Origin of the sequence: Burkholderia sp. IMCC1007 (genome assembly GCF_027257875.1) — a bacterium.
GTDB lineage: Bacteria > Pseudomonadota > Gammaproteobacteria > Burkholderiales > Burkholderiaceae > Burkholderia.
Window position 1 is genome coordinate 1 of sequence record NZ_JAPVQY010000036.1, and the last position, 17,445, is coordinate 17,445.

Consider the following 17,445-nt stretch of genomic DNA (forward strand, 5'->3'; position numbering starts at 1 on the left):
GCTCGCGCTCGCGACCGGCGCGGTGCCGTCGCGCGGCGCGGCCGGCGCCGCGTGCACGCGCTCGATGCGGCGCGCGGCCGACACGGCCAGCATCGAGAACAGCACGCACGCGACCGCGAGCGCGAACCATGCGGGTTGCCAGCCGTGCACGCCATGCACGAGCGTCGCCGGGACCAGCAGCGACGACGCGACGATCCCCCATCCCGTGCCGCCGTAATAGAGCCCGAGCAGCAGCCCCGCGTCGCGCGGCGACGCCGACGCGAGCCGCGCGGCCAGCAAGCCGCCGCTGATGAAGATCAGCGCGCTGCCGATGCCGGTCGCGAGCCGCTCGATCAGCAAAGCGTTCGTGCCGGCGGTGATCCCGCATGCGGCCATCAGCATCGCCGTGAGCACGCAGCCGGCCGCGAGCAGTGCGCCGGTGCGCCAGCGTCGCGACAGGAACGGGAAGGCGAGCGCGCCGATCAGGTAGCCGGCTGCGTTGGCCGTGTTCAATGCGCCGGCCTGCGCGAAGCTCCAGCCGAGATCGGCCTTCATCGGCGGCAACAGCAGCGCGTATGAAAAGCGTGCGAGGCCGAGTGCGATCGCGCTGCCGAGCGACAGGCAAATCGCGAGCCGCCATGCGGCCATGCGCTCGGGGTCTTTTGCACCGGCGTCCGGCCGTGCGTGGCCGGCGTGCTCGGGTTGCGGCGCTGCGCGCATCAGGTGTCTCCATCGTGTTCGAGGCCGCTTTGGCCCCGGGGGCCGCACGGTCGACGCAGCGTGGCATCGCCGATACGGCATCCGTGTTGTGGCCGGCGTCGCATCAGGCGTCGGCAGCCGCCTTGTCGCCGAGCCACTTGAACATCACGAGGCAATCGACGAACCCGAGCCGCGCATGACGATACGCGCGCGGCAGGCGGCCGACGATGTCGAAGCCAAGTTTCTGCCACAACGCGACCGCGACCTCGTTCGTCGCGACCACCGAGTTGAACTGCATCGCGAGAAAACCGCGCTCGCGCGCGACCTGCTGCGAGTGCTCGCACATCAGGCGCGCGACGCCGCGGCCGCGCGCGGCCTCGCCGACCATGTAGCCGCAGTTGCACACGTGGTTGCCGGGGCCGGCCGCATTCGCCTTCAGGTAGTACGAGCCGAGCAGCACGCCGTCTTCTTCGGCGACCCACGTGCAGAGCGGTGCGTCGAGCCACAGTGCGCGGGCCGCTTCGCGCGTCGGCGCCGGATCGAATGCATAGGTTTCCTGAGCGGCGACGATCGCTTGATACGTGGGCCAGAAGCGCGGGAAATCGTCTTCGGTCATCGGGCGAATCGTGATCATGCGGGTCCTTTCGTGATCGGGTTAAGAGACATGCGGACGGCGCCACGCGCACGGCATCGCGCAACGCGACGCAACTCGGCGCAACTCGGCGCAACTCAGCGCACATCAGCGCACATCGCCGTCGCGCAGCAGACCGCTGCGATAGGTGCCCGGCGGCACGCCATACCAGCGCTTGAATGCCTGCGAAAAGCTCGACAGGTCGCTGAACCCCAGCCGCTCGGCCACGTCCGTCAGCGACAGATGCGCGTCGCCGAGCAGCGTCTCGGCCATCGCGCCGCGCGCCTGCGCGAGCAGCGTGCGAAACGTCGTGTGTTCGTCCTGCAGCCGGCGCTTCAGCGTGCGCGGGCTCGTGTTCATCAGCCGCGCCATGTCCTCGAGCGAGAACGGCACGTTGCCGGGCGTCGCCGTCAGATATTGCCGCACCATCTCCGCCGTGCCCACGCGGGCGCGCCGCGCTTCGACGAGCTGGCTGCACATCTGCTCGCACATCGACACCGTCAGCGGGTTCGCATGCGGCAGCGGCCGGTCGAGAAACGCGCGGTCGAACGCGAGGGTGTTCGCGCGCGCACCGAACGCCGGCTCGACGCCGGCAATGCGCGGCACGGATGCGGCGCCACTCGCCACGCCCGCGGCCTGCAGCGTGAAGCGCGACAACGCGAAATCGCCGCCGCCGATTTCCTGCAGCAGCACGGCAGCGGCCGTCATGTCGCGCTCGACGAGGAATCGGCTCAGGTCGGCGTCGAGCTCCGGCGCACCGAAATTGAGCACACCGGCGCCCGGCTCCTCGCGATACGTGATCACGGTAAACGCATACGTGAGCGGCAGGAAGCGCATCGCGAGCGCCAGCGCGTCGCGCGCGGTCGCACTCGCGATCAGCCCGTAGCCCCAGACGCCGTACGCGGAGAAGTGATAGCGCTGCCCGACCTCGAAGCCGAGGCCCGGCGCACGCCCGAGCGCGCGCAGCAGGTTGCCGGTCAGCCGCAGTTCCTGCGCGGCCGTCACCTCGACGTTCGGATCGTCGAGTTGCGCGTCCGCGAGGCCCGTGCCGGCCAGCAGCTTCGTGCGCGACACGCCGCGTGCGTCGCCGAAATCGACCAGCAGCCGGGCGCTGGCCGGACTCCGGGTGAAGTCCCAGAAGCTCATGCGGAGAAACCCTCGAAGCGCCGATTTGGCCCAAATACTAAAACAATTGTCCCGAAGCAGCATTGGTGTTTTCCCATCCGGCCCGCACCATCGGCGTCATCGATCGTCGCCCGAACGACGCCAACGCCCAGGAGGAGACACCATGCGACCGAGTCGCCCCCCCGACCTCGCCGCCCGCTTCGCGCGCCAGCACGAAGCATGCGCCCGCGACCCTGCGCCGCCGCTCGCGCGCCGCGTATTCAGCGATCGCAAGCCTGTTTTCGATCACGCGCGCCGCAGCGGCACCGCGCCGTTCCGCACGCCGTACGGCCAGACCTTCGACCGGCTGCTGCGCGTGCCGACGCGCATCGCATGACCCATCGACCATCTGGAGAGAATTTCATGAGCAAGACTTACGACTACATCGTCGTCGGCGGCGGTTCGGGCGGATGCGTCGTGGCAGGACGACTGACCGAAGACCCGGCCGTCACCGTGTGCGTGCTCGAGGCCGGCGGCCGCGGCGACAGCGCGGTCGTCAACGTGCCGACCGGCGCCGTGGCGATGCTGTCGACCCGCTTGAACAACTGGGCGTTCGATACCGTGCCGCAGCCGGGGCTCGGCGGGCGCATCGGCTATCAGCCGCGCGGCAAGGCGCTCGGCGGCTCGTCCGCGATCAATGCGATGGTCTATATCCGCGGCCATCGCGTCGACTACGACGGCTGGGCGGCGCTCGGCAACGAGGGCTGGGCCTACGACGACGTGCTGCCGTACTTCCGCCTGAGCGAGCACAACGAGCGCTTCGACGATGCGTGGCACGGCCGCGACGGCCCACTGTGGGTCAGCGACCTGCGCACCGGCAACCCGTTCCACGCGCGCTATCTCGATGCGGCGCGCCAGGCCGGCCTGCCGCTCACCGACGACTTCAACGGCGCGCAGCAGGAAGGCGTCGGCATCTACCAGGTCACGCAGAAGCACGGCGAACGGTGGAGCGCGGCACGCGCGTACCTGCTGCCGCACATCGGCCGCCGCGACAACCTGACCGTCGAAACCCATGCGCAGGTGCTGCGCATCCTGTTCGACGGCACGCGCGCCACCGGTGTCGAGGTGCGGCAGCACGGCGAAGTCCGCACGCTGCATGCGCGACGCGAAGTCGTGCTCGCGGCCGGCGCGTTGCAGACGCCTCAGTTGCTGATGCTGTCCGGCATCGGCCCGGCCGCCGAACTGCAACGGCACGGCATTCCGATGCGCGCCGACCTGCGCGGCGTCGGCCGCAACCTGCAGGATCATCCGGACTTCATCCTCGGCTACCGCGCGCGCAGCGTCGACACGATGGGTGTATCCGCGCGCGGCGGCCTGCGCATGCTGCGCGAATTCATGCGCTTTCGCCGCGAACGGCGCGGGATGCTGACGTCGAATTTCGCGGAAGGCGGCGGCTTCCTCAAGACGCGCGCCGGCCTCGATGCGCCCGACATCCAGTTGCACTTCGTCGTCGCGCTCGTCGACGATCATGCGCGCCGCCTGCATGCCGGCCACGGGCTGTCGTGCCATGTGTGCCTGCTGCGGCCGCGCAGCCGCGGCTCGGTCACGCTGCACGGCGCCGACCCGCTTGCCGCGCCGCGCATCGATCCCGCGTTCTTCGACGATCCGCGCGACCTCGACGACATGGTTGCCGGCTTCAAGCTCACGCGCCGGCTGATGGAAGCGCCCGCGCTCGCCGAATGGACCACGCGCGACGTGTTCACCGCGAACGTGACGACCGACGACGCGATTCGCGACGTGCTGCGCCGGCGCACCGACACCGTGTATCACCCGGTCGGCACATGCCGGATGGGCCGCGATGCGCTCGCCGTCGTCGATCCTCAGTTGCGCGTGCATGGCATGGAGGGGCTGCGCATCGTCGATGCGTCGATCATGCCGACGCTGATCGGCGGCAACACCAATGCGCCGACGATCATGATCGCCGAGAAGGCCGTCGACCTGATGCGCGGCGTGCGGCGCACGGCGGCATGCGCACCCGCCGATACGCGCTGCGAGCCGGCCGATGCGCCGGCACACCGCGATACCGTTCCAGCGTCGTGCATGTCGCGCGATGCGATCCAGCACGAGGAAACCCGCCATGTCGTCGCCTGAAGCGCTCCATTCCGCCGCATCGGCCGCGCCGCTGTCGGCCATCATCATCGGCGCCGGCTTCGCCGGCATCGGCATGGCGATCGCACTGCAACGCGCCGGCATTCACGACTTCGTGATCGCCGAACGCTCGCACGACGTGGGCGGCGTGTGGCGCGACAACCGCTACCCGGGCGCCGCGTGCGACGTGCCCTCGCATCTGTACTCGTTCTCGTTCGAGCCGAATCCGGCGTGGTCGCGCGTGTTCGCGCCGCAGCCGGAAATCCATGCGTATCTGCAGCACTGTGCGCGCAAATATGGCCTCGAACGCTATCTGCGTTTCGGCGCGGAAGTCGCCGATGCGCGATATGACGACGCCCGCGCACGGTGGGATGTGACGCTCGCCGACGGCACGACGCTCAGCGCGACCCTGCTCATCAGCGGCACCGGCCAGTTGAGCCGCCCCGCGATGCCCGACCTGCCCGGCATCGACACGTTTCGCGGCCGCGCATTCCACTCCGCACACTGGGATCACGACTATTCGCTTGCCGGCAAACGCGTGGCGGTGGTCGGCACCGGCGCGTCGGCGATCCAGTTCGTCCCTGCGATCGCCCGTGACGTCGCGCGCCTCGTCGTATTCCAGCGTTCGCCGGCCTACGTGATGCCGCGTCCCGACCGCGCGTATCGCGCGTGGGAGCACGCGCTGTTCCGCCGGCTGCCGTGGGCGATGAAGCTGTACCGCGCGTCGATCTATGTGCGCTACGAGTCGCGGGCGGTCGCGTTCACGCGGCTGCGCGGGCTGATGGATCTCGCGGTCGGCCGGCCGTTTCGCAAGCTGCTCGCGCGCGATGTGCGCGACCCCGCGCTGCGCGCACGGCTCACGCCCGACTATCCGATCGGCTGCAAACGGATCCTGCTGTCGAGCGACTATCTCGCCGCGATCGCTCGCGACAACGTCGAACTCGTCACGCAACGCATCCGGCGCGTGACCGAGGACGGCATCGAGACCGACGACGGCGTCCATCATCCGGTCGACGCGATCGTCTACGGCACCGGCTTCGCCGCGACCGCGTTCCTGTCGCCGATGCGCATCACGGGCCGCGACGGGCTCGAGCTGAACGACGCATGGCGACGCGGCGCGCAGGCGTATCTCGGCCTCACCGTGCCCGGCTTTCCGAATTTCTTCATGCTGTACGGGCCGAACACCAACCTCGGCCACAACTCGATCGTGTACATGCTCGAAAGCCAGATCGCACATGTGATGCGCTGCGTGCTCGCGATGCGGCGCGACGGCGCGCGCGCGATCGACGTCGATCCGCGCCGCTACCGGCACTTCAACGTGCACGTGCAACGGCGGCTCGCCGGCTCGATATGGAGCGGCTGCAACAGCTGGTACGTCGATGCGTCGGGGCACAACAGCACGAACTGGCCGGGCTTCACGCTGACCTATCGATGGCTCACGCGCTTCGCCGGGCTGTCCCCGTACCGCTTCACGCGGCCGCTGCCCGGCGGCGTCGCGCCCGTGGCCGTGGCCGTGCCCGTGCCCGTGCCCGTGCCCGTGCCCACACACACGCACACGCTCAGGCACACGCTCACGCCCACGCCGACGCCCACGCACGGCGTCGTCGTCGCGCCGCCTGCCGGCCGCGCAGAAGCGCTCGCCGCCGCGTCGCTGCGCGGCTTTCTGCGCGTCGCGTTCCGGCCGCTGATCGGGCCGCCGTTCGGCGCGCGCATGCAGCGCGGTGTCGTCGCGTTGCTGGCGCCGCTGATGCCCGGCGCGGGCGGTACGCTGCGCTACCGGATGTTGGCCCATGGCGTGCCGGTCGAAGTGATCGCGCCGAAGCACGGCGATGCGGGCGGCGCGATGCTGTATCTGCACGGCGGTGCGTTCTGTGTCGGCGGCCCGCATACGCATCGCGGCGTGACGACGCGGCTCGCCGCCGAAGCCGGCCTGCCGGTGTGGGTGCCCGACTACCGGCTCGCGCCCGAGCATCCGAGCCCCGCGGCGCTCGACGATGCGCTCGCCGCCTACGACGCGTTGCGCGCGCAGGGCTACGCGCCGCACCGGATCGTGATTGCCGGCGATTCGGCCGGCGGCGCGCTCGCGCTGGCGCTCGCCGTCGCGCTACGCGATCGTGGCGAGCCGGCGGCCGCCGCGCTGCTGCTGATCTCGCCCGTGACCGATCCCGCACTGGGCGGCGACACGCTCACGTCGCGCCGCCACGACGATCCGATGATCCGGCGCGGCTGGCTCGAACAGGGTTTGCGCTGGTATCACGGGGCGGGCTCGGCTGCGGCGCGCGGCCCGCTCGACACCGATCTGCGCGGCATGCCGCCGATGCTGGTGCAGGCCGGCGATCAGGAGGTGCTGCTGTCGGATGCGCAGCGGCTCGCCGAGCATGCGCGCGCGTGCGGCGTGCCGTGCCGGCTCGAAGTGCATGCCGCGCGCTGGCACGTGTTTCATCTGCAGGCGTTCTACCTGCGCTCGGCGCGCGATGCGCTGCGCACGCTGGCCGCATTTGCGGCGGAACGGGTGGCCACGGTGGCGGCGCCATGACCCTGCACCGGTGATGCAGCGCGATCGGCGCAGCGGTTCGCCGCGGCCCCGATCGCGCCGCTTGCAGCAATGCGACACCGTCTTGCCAAAACCGGCCGTTTATTTTTTTCCGGCGCGCGCGGCCGCGCATCATCTCCGCAAGCCTCGGCGCGCTGCCGTGGCGACGATCCCCTCACTCCGGCGGAGACACAATGAAAAGAACCCATACCCTCAACACGCTTGCTCTGCTTTGCTGCGTGGGCCTCCAGTGCGCGACGTCGGCGTTCGCGGACGAACCGAAGAAGGTCGCGTTCGTCGACACGGGCAATACCGGACGCAGCGTGATGGCCGAAGCGATCGCAGGACAACTGATCGAGCAACGCCACGCACATATCGCGGTGATCTCGCGCGCGGTGGACGAGGATCCGTACGACGTGAAGCCCGAGGCCAACGGCGTGATCCTGATGAAGCGGCGCGGGCTCGACACGTCCGCGCATCGTTCGGTGCAACTGAACGCGAACGACGTCAAGCATTCCGACGTGATCCTGACGATGACCGACAAGCACAAGGAAAAAGTGCTCGCGCTCTATCCGTCGGCGGCCGGCAAGGTGTTTACGCTCGCCGAATATGCGACCGGCGAGCACAAGGACGTGCCCGACGCGTGGGGCAAGCCGATCGACTTCTACGAATCGGTGACCGCGCAGCTCGACGCGTTCATCCCGGCCGCGCTCGACAAGGTCGCGACGGCCGCGCCCGCGAAGCCGTAACGCGGTTGCACTTGCGGGGTCGCCCGTCGCAATGTCCGGCGGCCGGCTCCGGCTTCGGCTTCGGATCCGGCTTCGGCTTCGGCTCCGGCTTCGGCTTCGGCTTCGGCTTCGGCTTCGGCTTCGGCTTCGGCAGGTCGATCGTCCCCGCGGTCCCCTCCCCCCGTGGCGCGTACTCCCCGCGCGCCAACGCGTTCGGCCATCCGGCCGAATCGTCTCCGCACGTCCCGACTGGAAGAATGATCGTCGTTCGGGAAGCAGGCTTCATCACCCGAAATCCCGAACCACGAAGGCGCCGCGTGCATTCCCGTCGCGGCGCCGGCGCGCGGCGTTCCGCGTCGATTTCGGCAGCCCGGCCGCGCTGCATCGGGCTTGCTCCGCGCCCATCCGGCAGACCGTGTGACCACGCTGCTCCCTATACCCTTCATGTAGCTTATAAGTTACAATGCTCTCCAAGTTCGAACTGCTTCGCTATCAGCGCGACGACGGTCGCGAGCCGTTCACCCAATGGCTGAACACCGTGCGCGACAAGCTCGCGCAAGCGCGGATCCGCGAACGCCTGCGCCGCGTGGAAACCGGAAATTTCGGCGATTGCGAAGCGGTCGGCGAAGGCGTGATCGAACTGCGCGTCCATGTCGGCGCGGGATATCGGGTGTATTTCGGCCGACACGGCAGTGCACTGGTGCTGCTGCTGTCCGGTGGCGACAAGCACAGCCAACCCGACGACATCCGGCGCGCAAAGGAACACTGGTTGAACTGGAAGCGGAGGCAAACATGAAGAAGCTGAAAGGCGCGGTATCGCACCACGACGCCGAAGTCGCCGAACTCGGCGCCGATCGCGAGCTCGCGGTCGCCTATCTGCGCGTCGCGATGGAATCGCTCGACGATCCCGACAATCGCGCGGCCGGGCTGCTCGCGCTGCGCACGGTCGCCGAAGCGTACGGCGGCCTCGGCGCGGTTGCCGCGGAAGCCGGCATCAGCCGCGAATCGCTGTATCGCACGCTGTCGCCCAACGGCAACCCGACACTGAAAACCCTGCTCGCGGTGCTCAAGACCGTCGGCCTGCGCCTGTCCGTCGTCCCCGCGCAGCCGGCGCACGCATAGGGCCTGTTCATGCTAATAACGGGCTTGCGCCGGCCCCACGAATGAATTTTCCAAACAGGGGAACGTGCCTTTCCGCCCGCATGGCGCCGTCACGGCTGCACCATCCACACGAGCAGCATGTTCGCGGGCGCGGCACGCATCGCCGCCGGCGGATGCGCGATCGTCGGTTCGATCGCGAGCGCCTGCGCGATCGCCGCCGGATCGTCGATCGTCGTCGTGCGCACGCTCGTCATCAGCCGCGCAGGCCGATGCAGCGTCTCGCGATACAGCGCGCCATACCACAGCGGCCGCATCCCGCGCGCGTCCTCCAGCACATACGGATAACGCCACAGCCGCAGCACGAAGCGGCTGTCCGGATACGCCGGATCGACGCGCACGAACACGCGGCGCGTGCTTTCGCCGTGCGTGTAGCGCGGCAGCACGGGCAGCGTGTCGGCCGGCGACTGCGGCAGCAGCCAGCGCAGCGCGGTCGCCGGCGTCCACGCCGGCGACCGCTGCCAGCCGGCCAGCGACAGATGGCGATCGAGCGTGTCCGACGTCGCGCACCATTGCAGCGGCAGATATTCCTCGCGGTCGCCGCCGATCTCGGTGCGCCGCATCGGCACACGCTGCCAGCCGCCGCGCAGCCACTGATCGACGGTCATCGCCACGACGTCGCCGACATGCGGACGCGCCGCGCGATCGAGCTGCCATTGCGCGGGCACGGTCCACACGCCCGCCGTCGCGAGCACGACGAGCACCGCGACGAACGCGCCGCGGGGCTGCACATGCTCGCGCACCTGCCAGTACGCATAGGCGCCGGCCAGCAGCGCGAACCACGCAAGCCCGAGACTCCAGCCGCCCAGCAAGCCCGACAACCACGTATCGCCCACGTACAACCGCGCGAAGCCGCCCAGCACGACCCACAGCCCGACCGCCGTCACGACCGGAATGCGCCACAGCGCCGGCCGGTCGCGCGCCAGCACCCAGCCGAGGCCGCTGCTCGCGAGGATCGCAAACGCCGCGTCGGCGTCGGGCAACGCCACGTGCAGCGCGCCGGGCGGCAAATTCGCGGGCGTCGTGCCGGGCACGCCGCCGCCGAACACCGGCACGAGCACGACCGCGATGCCGACCGTCGCGAGCCACCAGGCAGACGTCAGCCAGCAGCGATGGATCATCAGCCAGACGAGAAACGCGGCCGCCACGATCATCCCCGTATCGTGTCCGTGCAGCACGGCGAGCGCGCGCATCACGGCGTCCACGGGCGGCGTGCGCAGGTTCTGCAGGAATGCGTACAGCGCGATGTCGGCGTGCATCAGCGGATCGTTCGCGACGACGTCCTGCACGATGCCGGCGAACAGCCACACGCAGCCGACGAACAGCAGCGCGAGCACCAGCACCGCGCCCGGCAGGCGGCGCACCCGCGCGAGGCCGTCGTGCAGCCGTGCGCCGACGCGCGGCCAGCGGCGCACACACGCGTGCACGCACGCAGCGATCGCGCGGTGCAGCAACGGTAAGCCGCGGCGCAGCGCGATGCGCACACCGATCCACACGAGCGCGACGAGCGCGGCGGCGAGCAACAGGATCGCGGCGACCCGCACGCTGATCGCCGCGGCCAGCGCCGCCGACGCGCCGAACAGGATGCCGGGTGCGACGTGCACGGGCGCCCAGATCAGCGCCGACACGATGTTGACCGGATAGAACGCGCGCCGCGGCAACGTCGCGCAGCCGACGACGACCGGCACGACCGCTCGCACCGGCGCCAGGAAGCGCGCGAGCACGATGCTCTTGATGCCGTGCCGCAGCACGAACTGCTCGCCGCGCGAATACGCGTCCGCATAGCCGACGCGCACCAGCCCGTCTCGCACCGCGCTGCGGTAGCGCCGTCCGAGTTCGTAACTGATCGCGTCGCCGGCGATCGCGCCGGCGGCCGCGACACCGATCGTGATCCAGCCGTCGAGCGCGCCCGCGCCGATCAGCGTGCCGGCCGCGAACATCACGGCGCCGGCCGGCACGACCGTGCCGATCAGAGCGATCGCCTCGGCACAGGCCGTGACGAACACGATCGCCAGCACGAGCGCCGGATGCGCGCCGATCGCGGCGAGCCACGCGTGGATCGTGTCGCTCATCGCAGGGCGCGCGGCGTGGCGGCGCGACGTGCATGCGCCGGGCCCGCGGTGGCGTGGGGAAGGTTCATCGGAGTCTGCGCGCGTTCGCGGCGGTCGGGGCGTCAGTCGAATTCGTGCTGGCGCGCATCGGCCTCGAGCGGTGCGTCGTGATAGCCGACGGTCGCGATCTCGTGCAGATAGCGCGCGAGAAACGCGTCGATCGAGCCGGCCGCCTCGTACTGATGCACGTGGCGGAATTCATGCGTGAGCAGGCGTCGCGTATCGTGGCCGCGCAGCACGAACACGGCATGGCCGAGCGTGAGGCCGATCGTCCCGGGCGACAGCAGCCCGGTGTCGCGCGCGATCGCGCCCAGCGCCGGCGTGTCGGGAAACGGCAGCCGCTCGGCGACCACGATCCGGATCCGCTCCGGCTGCGCGACGCCCACGGCCCGCGCGTCGTCGACCTGCGCGGGCGTCAGCGGCACGCCCTGGGCGAGCCCGTGGGCCGCCTGCGCAGCGGCCCATGCGACGGCGTCGGGCAGCGCGGACGGCAGGATGTCGGCGAGATCGATCATCGTGGGAGCTCCTCGGGGCGGGACGCGGCAATCAGGCACCAGTTTATCTCTTAATTAGGGCGATCCGCGAGGTGCGGCGCCTGCCCCACCCCGACGACTCCCCGGGAATGCCCGCCCCGCATGGGCCGATCGCCTGTACCATTTCCCGTCGATTATTGCGCTCCGGAATACGATCCACATCAGGATGTCTCAAAAATTTACAGTTGGTGCACCATTTCCCGCTTCGGCGGAATATATTGATCAGAAGAACGGCCGCGGCGGCTACCGGCAGCACAGCCCGCGGTGTCATCCCGAAGAGGACCGCTAGATGATCAGGGTAATTCTGGCTGACGATCACGCAGTCATGCGCGACGGACTGCGTCACATCCTGGAAACGGCCGGCGGCTTCGAAATCGTCGGCGAGGCGAGCGACGGCTCGGCCACGCTCGAGCTGGCCGGGCATCACGCCGCCGACGTGCTGCTGCTCGACCTGTCGATGCCCGCACCGACCGGCATCGAGCTGATCCGGCTCGTCAAGACGCGCGCGCCGTCGCTGCGCACGCTCGTGCTGACGATGCATGCGGAGGCGCAGTACGCGGCACGCGCGTTCAAGGCCGGCGCCACCGGCTACCTGACGAAGGACAGCGCGACCGCCGAGCTCGTCGAAGCCGTCGGCAAGGTGGCCGCGGGCGGCGTGTACGTGAGCCCGTCGGCGGCCGAAAGCCTGGCACGCACGCTGCGCGCGCCGGCCGACATGCTGCCGCATGAACGGTTGTCCGCGCGCGAACTCGACGTGATGCGCCGCATCGTCGCCGGCCAGACCGTCACGCGGATCGCGTCCGAGCTCACGCTGAGCGCGAAGACGGTCAGCACGTACAAGACGCGCATTCTCGAGAAGATGGATCTGCCGCACGAAGCCGCGCTGGTGCGCTACGCGGTGCGGCACGATCTCGACCTGGGCCTCGGCCCCGACGACGCATGATGTCCGCATTCCGCGACCGCCCGGCCGCTGCCGCTGCCGCTTCCGCTTCCGCTTCCGCTGCCGCTTCCGCTTCCGACGACGAAGACGGCACGTCGGAGCCGTCGCGGATGTTCATGTCGTCGCTGCCGCCGGGCCGGCCCGAGCGGCGGCTCGCGATCGCGACGGTCGTCGTGTCGGCCGTGGTCTTCGCCGTGCTCGCGCCGTTCGCGGGCGTGCAGTTTGCGCGGGTCTGGGGATTCATTCCCGTGTACCAGTCGGCGATCGTCGTCAACGACATGGTGACGGCCGGCCTCCTGCTCGGCCAGTACGCGATCCTGCGCGAGAAATCGCTGCTCGCGCTCGCGGGCGGCTATCTGTTCACCGGCTTCATGGCCGGCACGCACATGCTGAGCTTCCCCGGGCTGTTCACGCCGTCGGGCCTGCTCGGCGCGGGCGAACAGACCACCGCGTGGCTGTACCTGTTCTGGCACGGCGGCTTTCCGCTGGCGGTCGCCGCGTACGTGCTGCTGCGTGAAGCGCCGCGCGCGCGCCAGCCGTCGGTGACGCAGCGCCGCGCGGCGATTCCGATTCTGCTGTGCATCGTGTCGGTTGCGGCCGCAACCATCGCGCTCGCGCTGCTCGCGACCGCCGGCCACGATCTGCTGCCGCGCATCATGCAGGGCAACCGGATGGCCGCGACGATGCGCTACGCGATCACGACCGTCTGGATGCTGAACCTCGCCGCGCTCGTGCTGATGTGGCGGCAGCGGCGGCCGCATTCCGTGCTCGACCTGTGGGTGATGATCGTGCTCGTCGCGTGGCTGTTCGACATCGCGCTGTCGGCGATGCTGAATCGCGGGCGCTTCGATCTCGGCTTCTATGCCGGGCGCACCTACGGCCTCGTCGCGTCGGGTGTCGTGCTGTTCGCGCTGCTGTTCGAGAACGGCCGGCTGCATGCGCAGACGGTACGCGCGCTGGCCGGCGCGCGCTATCAGCATCTGCTGGTCGTGCAGAAGAGCGCGCAGCTCAACGACGCGAACGAACGGCTGGAGCAACGCGTCGCCGCGCGCACCGCGCAGCTGAGCGCGTCGAACCGCGACCTGCGGCGCGAGGTCGAGGAGCGCGTGCGCGCGGAGCGGGCATTGCAGGCGTCGCGCGAGGATCTGCGCGAGATCGCGGCGATCAGCGCGACCGCGCGCGAGGCCGAACAGCGCCGCATCGCGCGCGAACTGCACGACGAACTCGCGCAGACGCTCGCGACACTGAAAAACGATCTCGAATGGCTGCTCGATCACGTGCCGCAGGACGACGCGCCGCTGGCACGCAAGATCGCGACGATGCATGCGCTCGCGCGCGGCGCGGTGACCGCCACGCGGCGCATCGCATCGGACCTGCGGCCGCTGATGCTCGACGATCTCGGGTTTGCCGCGGCGATGCAATGGCTCGTCGAGGATTTCCAGCAACGTCACGGGATGGCGTGCACGCTGCAGGTCGAGCCGGGCGAGCTGAACCTCGACGAACCGTATGCGACGGCCGTGTTCCGCATCGCGCAGGAAGCGCTCGCGAACGTCGCGCGGCACGCGGCCGCGTCGAGCGCGAGCGTGGCGCTGCTGTACCGGGACGAGACGATCGCGTTGACGATCCGCGACGACGGCGCCGGCTTCGATCCCGGCGCAGCGCGCAAGTCGGGATCGTTCGGGCTGGTGGGGCTGCGCGAGCGCGCGTATCTCGTCGGCGGCACGCTGCGGATCGATACGACGCTCGGCGAAGGGACGACGGTCGAGGTGGATATTCCGGTGGCGTCCGCGCATGTGGCGATCGCGCATGGGGGGGACGGGGCTACCGGACGGCCGGGATCGTGACTTGTTCTACCGTTCGCACGAATCGACACCGATCGTCTAATGCGGTGCCGCCGCAGCGCGCGCGGCTTTCAGCATCGTCTCAAGTTTGGCCTGGACTTCCGCGGCGTCGACGTACTCACCAGTACGTCGCGCCTCACGCGCCGACGCCAGACCGCGCGCGACAAACTCGCGCCGCAAGCGGCGTCGCGCAATGGCATCGCGCAGCGTCGACTCGACGAACGCAGATAGCGTCTCGTTTTCAGCCAACACAGTTTCCGCTGCCTCGAGCAGTTTCCGATCGACGCTTAGCGTGGACATCGCCGTCGTTTTCATTTCGCTCTCCATGCATCTCGACCGCATGCACGGTAGCACATCGGCACGCCCGGGAGCTGGGACCGCGTGGAAGCGCAGCGCCAACGCTTCCCGCATCCATCACGCCCGCGCCGCCACCATCCCCCGCTCCGAGCGCGTCCACGCGACCAGCGCACCGACGCCGAGCAACGCGAGGCACACGATCGGCACGATCATCGGCCCGAACGCGGTGCCCGTGACCTTGCCCGCGAACGGCATCAGGTTCTGGCTGAAGAAGCCGCCGAGGTTGCCGATCGAGTTGATCGCCGCGACGCTCGCCGCCGCGCGCGCGCCGGTGAAGTAACGCGGCGGCATCGACCAGAAGCACGGATACAGCAGCGGGATGCACGCGCCGCCGAGCACGAGCGCGATGAAGCGCAGCGGCGTCGACGGCAGCACGAGGCTCAGCAGGAACCCGAGCGCGCCCAGCGCCGCGACGATCGCGATCGTGCGCAGGATGCTCTTCGCGCGGCGCAGCTTCGACGGCAGCCACACCAGCAGCACCACAGCGAGCGCCCACGGCAGCATGCTCAGCAGCCCGTTCATGGTGCTCGACACGCCGAACGACTTCACGAGCGTCGGCAGCCAGTACGTGACGCCGTACAGCGACGTCGACATCAGCATGTAGGTCGCCGCGAACAGCATCACGCGCGGATCGAGCAGCGCCTTCCACGGCTGCGCATGCTCTGCCTGCGCCGGCTTCTCGCGCTCCAGCGCGGCCGCGACGATCTGCTTCTCGCGTTCATCGAGGAACGGCGCTTCGCGGAACGACGCCGGCAGCACGCGGAACACGACGATCGCGACGATCACCGCCGGGATGCCCGTCGCCACGAACACCCACTGCCAGCCCGCGAGCCCCCACACGCCGTTCAGGCTCAGCAGCACGCCGCCGACCAGCGAACCGAGCATGTTCGCGAGCGCGCTGCCGAGCGTGAAGATGCCGAGCACCTTCGCGCGGTAGCTCTGCGGGAACCACAGTGTCAGGTAATAGATCACGCCCGGATAGAAGCCGGCCTCGGCGATCCCGAGCAGGAACCGCAGCGAACAGAACGCGGGCATCGACGTCGTGAAGCCCATCAGCACGGTGATGAGGCCCCACGTCAGCATGATCCGCGCGAGCCACACGCGTGCGCCGTAGCGATGCAGCGCGAGCGTGCTCGGCACCTCGAACAGCAGGTAGCCGATGAAGAACAGCGACGACGCGAGACCGAACGCGGCCTCGGTCATCCCGAGGCTGTGCACCATCTGCAGTTTCGCGAAACCGACGTTCTGCCGGTCGATGAACGCGATCAGGAACATCACGACGAGAATGGGCATCAGGCGCCGCGCCATCTTCGACATGATGCGCTGCTCTTCGGCGGACGCGGGGTCCAGGGTTTCGGTGGCGTTCACTTCAGGCTCCTTGGGTGAATCGGTTGCATATCGGTTGAATCGGTTGAATCGGCGCCGCGCTCGACGAGCGCGCGGGCGCGCAAATGTTTCGGTGAATGGCGTGCCGCGTGCGGCGTTCAGCCCGACCGGTAGTCGTCGAGCATCGGCGCGAACATCTCGTGCCACGCGCGCGGCTTCGCCTTGATCGTGCCGGCGAGATACAGGAATTCGACGTAGTCCATCAGCTGGTTCGGCCGCACCGAGAAGCGCGTGTCGGGCGCGGCGAGCATCTGCATCACGTCGTCGTGCGACACGCCGACACCCGACGACGCCGCATACAGCGCAGCGGCCGCGCGCGGATCCTGCGCGATCACGTGATTCGCTTCGTCGAGCGCGCCGAGAAACGCGGCGGCCAGCGCGGGCTCCGCATCGACGAGCCGCTTCGGCGCGAACACGACGTCGAGCGTCATCGGGCCGAGCACGTCGACCGAACTCACGACGCGATGAATGCCCGGCTGCCGCAACTCGAGCGTCGAGAACGGCGGCGACGTGAAGTGCGCGGTGATGCCGTTCTCGCGGTGGATCAGCGCCTGCATCGCCTGCGGATGCGGCAGGTTCACGGTGATCGAGTCGAGCTGCGCGAAATGCTTCGCACCGAGCTGCCGGCTCGCGACCATCTGCAGCACGACCGCCGACAGCGACGTGTGGATGCCCGGCACCGCGATCCGGTCGGCGCGCGTGAAGTCGTGCAGCGACGCGAGGCCGGGACGGTTCGCATTGAGCGACAGCGACGTGGTCGACAACCCGCTGATGCCGATGACCTCGACGTTCGGAATCCCGCGCGCCCGCGCCCACAGCTCGATGAAGCCGGGCGCGCCGGCGCCCGCGAAATCGAGCGTGCCGGCCATCATCGCGTCGTTGACGGAGTTGCCGCCGTCGAGCAGCACCCAGTCGACCGCGATCTCGCGCAGGCCGTGCCGCGCCGCGTGCCGCTCGAACAGCCGCTGCTTCTCCATCACGAGCAGCGGCAGGTACAGCACGCCATAGCCTTTCGAGATCCGCACGGTGCGCGGCGTCGAGCGCACGAGCGCCGGCGCCCCGAGCACGCCCAGCGCGCCGAGCCCGGCTGCGATCAACGCGCGGCGGCGTGGCGACGTCGTCATGCGCGCGCCGCCGTGCGGCGGTCGGCCAGCGGCCACGCGCAGGCCGGCGTGGCGCCGCGGCGCGCGTTCATCGTGCCCGTGACATGCTGCATGTTGCCGTCTCCTTGAATATTTCTGGTATTAATGCCGTCCTTGCATCCTGCTTCCGGCTCGACACAGGTTATCGAGCGAGT

General features: G+C 69.6%; 16 protein-coding genes. 8 read left to right on the forward strand and 8 right to left on the reverse strand.

Annotated elements, in window-relative coordinates; translation table 11 throughout:
* The 3 genes from O1Q03_RS25920 to O1Q03_RS25930 all read right to left on the reverse strand — a co-directional run.
* On the reverse strand, nt 1–699 hold a 699-nt coding region (locus O1Q03_RS25920), incomplete at its 3' end, for a YbfB/YjiJ family MFS transporter (RefSeq protein WP_269506872.1).
* Nucleotides 700–802: 103 nt separating this feature from the next.
* A complete protein-coding gene (locus O1Q03_RS25925; protein WP_269506873.1) occupies nt 803–1,312 on the reverse strand; it encodes a GNAT family N-acetyltransferase in 510 nt (169 codons plus the stop codon).
* A 105-nt stretch (nt 1,313–1,417) separates the two neighbouring features.
* Nucleotides 1,418–2,455, reverse strand: coding sequence for an AraC family transcriptional regulator (locus O1Q03_RS25930; RefSeq protein WP_269506874.1), 1,038 nt, complete (start codon nt 2,453–2,455; stop codon nt 1,418–1,420).
* A gap of 142 nt (nt 2,456–2,597) precedes the next feature.
* Here O1Q03_RS25930 and O1Q03_RS25935 point away from each other — a divergent pair, with 142 nt between their 5' ends.
* From O1Q03_RS25935 to O1Q03_RS25960, 6 genes are all read left to right on the forward strand, one after another.
* Nucleotides 2,598–2,810 carry a hypothetical protein gene (locus O1Q03_RS25935; RefSeq protein WP_269506875.1) on the forward strand — a complete coding sequence of 71 codons (213 nt, stop codon included), beginning with the start codon at nt 2,598–2,600 and terminating at the stop codon, nt 2,808–2,810.
* Nucleotides 2,811–2,836: 26 nt separating this feature from the next.
* A complete protein-coding gene (locus O1Q03_RS25940) occupies nt 2,837–4,564 on the forward strand; it encodes a GMC family oxidoreductase (RefSeq protein WP_269506876.1) in 1,728 nt (575 codons plus the stop codon).
* Nucleotides 4,551–7,097 (forward strand): alpha/beta hydrolase fold domain-containing protein, encoded by a 2,547-nt coding sequence (locus O1Q03_RS25945; protein WP_269506877.1) that lies wholly within the window; start codon nt 4,551–4,553, stop codon nt 7,095–7,097. Before O1Q03_RS25940 ends, O1Q03_RS25945 begins: the two co-directional genes overlap by 14 nt.
* A gap of 191 nt (nt 7,098–7,288) precedes the next feature.
* On the forward strand, nt 7,289–7,843 hold the full coding sequence (locus O1Q03_RS25950) for an arsenate reductase/protein-tyrosine-phosphatase family protein (protein ID WP_269506878.1): 555 nt from the start codon (nt 7,289–7,291) through the stop codon (nt 7,841–7,843).
* A gap of 442 nt (nt 7,844–8,285) precedes the next feature.
* Complete coding sequence (locus O1Q03_RS25955; RefSeq protein WP_269506879.1) at nt 8,286–8,618, forward strand: type II toxin-antitoxin system RelE/ParE family toxin; 333 nt, start codon at nt 8,286–8,288, stop codon at nt 8,616–8,618.
* On the forward strand, nt 8,615–8,944 hold the full coding sequence (locus tag O1Q03_RS25960; protein WP_269506880.1) for a helix-turn-helix domain-containing transcriptional regulator: 330 nt from the start codon (nt 8,615–8,617) through the stop codon (nt 8,942–8,944). The genes O1Q03_RS25955 and O1Q03_RS25960 overlap by 4 nt, the downstream gene beginning before the upstream one ends.
* Before the next feature lie 89 nt (nt 8,945–9,033).
* On the opposite strand, the gene O1Q03_RS25965 is transcribed toward O1Q03_RS25960, so the two are convergent.
* Complete coding sequence (locus O1Q03_RS25965) at nt 9,034–11,052, reverse strand: LssY C-terminal domain-containing protein (RefSeq protein WP_269506881.1); 2,019 nt, start codon at nt 11,050–11,052, stop codon at nt 9,034–9,036.
* A 101-nt stretch (nt 11,053–11,153) separates the two neighbouring features.
* Complete coding sequence (locus O1Q03_RS25970) at nt 11,154–11,606, reverse strand: hypothetical protein (RefSeq protein WP_269506882.1); 453 nt, start codon at nt 11,604–11,606, stop codon at nt 11,154–11,156.
* 307 nt (nt 11,607–11,913) lie between these two features.
* Between O1Q03_RS25970 and O1Q03_RS25975 the strand changes: the two genes are divergently transcribed.
* Nucleotides 11,914–12,567, forward strand: coding sequence for a response regulator (locus tag O1Q03_RS25975; protein WP_269506884.1), 654 nt, complete (start codon nt 11,914–11,916; stop codon nt 12,565–12,567).
* Nucleotides 12,564–14,408 carry a sensor histidine kinase gene (locus tag O1Q03_RS25980; protein ID WP_269506885.1) on the forward strand — a complete coding sequence of 615 codons (1,845 nt, stop codon included), beginning with the start codon at nt 12,564–12,566 and terminating at the stop codon, nt 14,406–14,408. Before O1Q03_RS25975 ends, O1Q03_RS25980 begins: the two co-directional genes overlap by 4 nt.
* 36 nt (nt 14,409–14,444) lie before the next feature.
* Here the strand turns inward: O1Q03_RS25980 and O1Q03_RS25985 are convergent, their stop codons facing one another.
* From O1Q03_RS25985 to O1Q03_RS25995, 3 genes are all read right to left on the reverse strand, one after another.
* A complete protein-coding gene (locus O1Q03_RS25985) occupies nt 14,445–14,720 on the reverse strand; it encodes a YlcI/YnfO family protein (RefSeq protein ID WP_269506886.1) in 276 nt (91 codons plus the stop codon).
* 99 nt (nt 14,721–14,819) lie between these two features.
* Nucleotides 14,820–16,130 (reverse strand): MFS transporter, encoded by a 1,311-nt coding sequence (locus O1Q03_RS25990; protein WP_269506887.1) that lies wholly within the window; start codon nt 16,128–16,130, stop codon nt 14,820–14,822.
* Nucleotides 16,131–16,246: 116 nt separating this feature from the next.
* A complete protein-coding gene (locus O1Q03_RS25995) occupies nt 16,247–17,272 on the reverse strand; it encodes an ABC transporter substrate-binding protein (RefSeq protein WP_269506888.1) in 1,026 nt (341 codons plus the stop codon).
* Between the last annotated feature and the right edge of the window lie 173 nt (nt 17,273–17,445).